This is a genomic window from Micromonospora sp. AMSO12t, from assembly GCF_008806585.1.
Taxonomy (GTDB): domain Bacteria; phylum Actinomycetota; class Actinomycetes; order Mycobacteriales; family Micromonosporaceae; genus Micromonospora; species Micromonospora reichwaldensis.
The window spans coordinates 1-2283 of sequence record NZ_WAAS01000462.1 but is presented as its reverse complement, the minus strand read 5'-3'; the positions used below and the strand labels follow the sequence as shown (position 1 = coordinate 2283).

The following is a 2283-nucleotide window of genomic DNA, read 5'->3' as shown; positions in this document are numbered from 1 at the left end:
GGCGCCGGTCGGCGGGTCCGGGTGGCGGGGGACAATCGCCGGCGTGTCCGACCTTTCCGCCGCCTTCGTCCGCCTGCACGCCAGTCTCTCCCCGGTCGCCTTCGTTCCCGAGGTGCGGCTGCACCAGGCGGACGACGCGATCGGCCTGTGGGAGCTGACGGAGGGCGAGTTCCGCAGCGCGCAGCCGCCGCCGTTCTGGGCCTTCGCCTGGGCCGGCGGGCAGGCGCTGGCCCGGTACGTCACCGACCACCCGGAACTGGTCGCCGGCCGCCGGGTGCTGGACCTCGCCGCAGGCTCCGGCCTGGTCGCCATCGCCGCCGCGCGGACCGGCGCCGCCGCCGTGCGCGCCGTGGAGATCGACGAGCTGGCCGTCGCGGCCGTCGCGGTCAACGCCGAGGCCAACGGGGTACGCGTCGACGCCGAACTCGGCGACGTCCTCGACGGCGACGCCGGTGGGGCCGAGGTGGTGCTCGCCGGGGACGTGTTCTACAGCCAGGCGATGGCCAACCGGGTGTTGCGCTTCCTGCTCCGGGCCGCCCGCGCCGGGGCCCGGGTGCTGGTCGGCGACCCCGGCCGGGCCTTCCTGCCCCACGACCGCTTCGACGAACTGGCCGTCTACGACGTGCCGGTGCCCGAGACGCTGGAGAGCGTACGGGTGAAGCGCACCACGGTGTGGCAGTTGCGGGCGGGGCTGCCGGGGGCGGGCCGCTAGCGTGTCGGCGTGCTGTTCCGGAGCTGGGCGCAGACCGCCGACGCGCACTGGCCGGACGTGGCCCGGGTACGCGACCACGTGGGGGTCGCGCACCTGGTCGTGACCCGGCACGCCCTGGTCCGTGAGGTGCTCACCGATCCGGCGACGTACCGGCCGGACAACGCGCTGGACGCGGTGACCCCGATCCCGGTGGCCGCGCTGCGGGTGCTGGCCGGGCACCGGTTCCGGCTGCCGCCGACCCTGGCGAACAACGGTGGCGCCAGCCACCCGGCGATCCGGGCGATCGTCGCCGACGCCCTGCACCCGACGCGGGTCGCCGCGCAGCGGCCCTGGCTGACCGACCTGGTCCGGGAGCGCGTCGGCGGGATCGCCGCCACCCTGGACGCCGGCGGGGCGGTGGACCTGTACGCCCGGCTCGCCGCCGACCTGCCGCTGCTGGTGCTGGCCCGGCTGGTCGAGCTGCCGGACGCGCCGGTCGGCGCGGTGAAGGAGTTCGCCCGCGCCGCGCTGGAACTGTTCTGGGCGCCCCTGGACGCCGAACGGCAGCAGGCCCTCGCCGCCGAGGTGGGCCGCTTCCACCGGGTGCTGCGCGAGTTCGCCGCGACCGGGGGCGGGCTGGCCGGGTCGCTGCGGGCCGCCGGGCACCCGCCCGACGTGGTGGTGGGCGCGCTGTTCTTCCTGCTGGTGGCCGGCCAGGAGACCACCTCGCAGTTCCTCACCCTGCTGCTGCACCGGCTGACCGGCGAGCCGGCCGTGCTGGCCGGCCTGCGCGACGGCACCGTCGCGGTCGCCGACGTCGTCGAGGAGGGGCTGCGGCTGGAGCCGCCGATCGTCACCTGGCGGCGGGTAGCGGCGGTGGACACCACGCTGGGCGGGACGGCGGTGCCGGCGGGCACCAGCATCGTGCTCTGGCTGGCCCGCGCCGGCCGCGACCCGTCCACCGTCGACGCGCCGGACGAGTTCCGACCCGGGCAGCGCGGCTCCCGCCGGCACCTGGCCTTCGGGGCCGGCGCGCACCGCTGCGTCGGCGACCAGTTGGCCCGGATGGAGGCGGCCGTGGTGGTCGCGGAGACCGCCCCGCTGCTGGACGGCGTCAGCGTGCTCCGCGAGCCGTGGTGCCCGGACAACCTGACCTTCCGGATGCCCGACGCGTTCGTCGTCCGCCGCCGCTGACCGGCCCACGGACGCCGTACCGCACCGGCCCGGGGGTGCCGTGCTCTCCGGGGTGGCCCCGGTGGCCCGCCAACGGACACCCGGCTCGCCGAGCGGCACGCGGCCCGGTGCGCGGCACGCGGCCCGGTGATCAGGACGCCATGGACCTTTGCCGGCGGTTTTAAGGTCCATGGCGTCCTGATCACCACCGGCGAGGCGGCACCGGAGGGCTGTGTCGGCGGGCGGTGGGCAGGTCGCGGCGGCGGCCCGTGTGGGAGAGGTGGCGGCCCTCGTGGGAGAGGTGGCGGCCCCGTGTGGGAGAGGTGGCGGCCCCGTGTGGGAGAGGTGGCGGCCCCGTGTGGGAGAGGTGGCGGCGGGACTCGACGAAAGTCAGGGGACGGTGGTGCCGTTCGGGCGCG

Annotated in this window: 2 protein-coding genes; both read left to right on the top strand. The window is 76.9% G+C overall.

Translation table 11 applies throughout. The features are described from left to right. Nucleotides 1-43: 43 nt before the first annotated feature. The gene (locus tag F6X68_RS32240; protein ID WP_151457773.1) at nt 44-712 is read left to right on the top strand and encodes a methyltransferase; all 669 of its coding nucleotides are present in this window, start codon (nt 44-46) and stop codon (nt 710-712) included. Between the two features lie 9 nt (nt 713-721). After that, nucleotides 722-1885, top strand: a complete 1164-nt coding sequence (locus F6X68_RS32235) for a cytochrome P450 (protein WP_151457772.1) — start codon at nt 722-724, stop codon at nt 1883-1885. Nucleotides 1886-2283 lie beyond the last annotated feature (398 nt).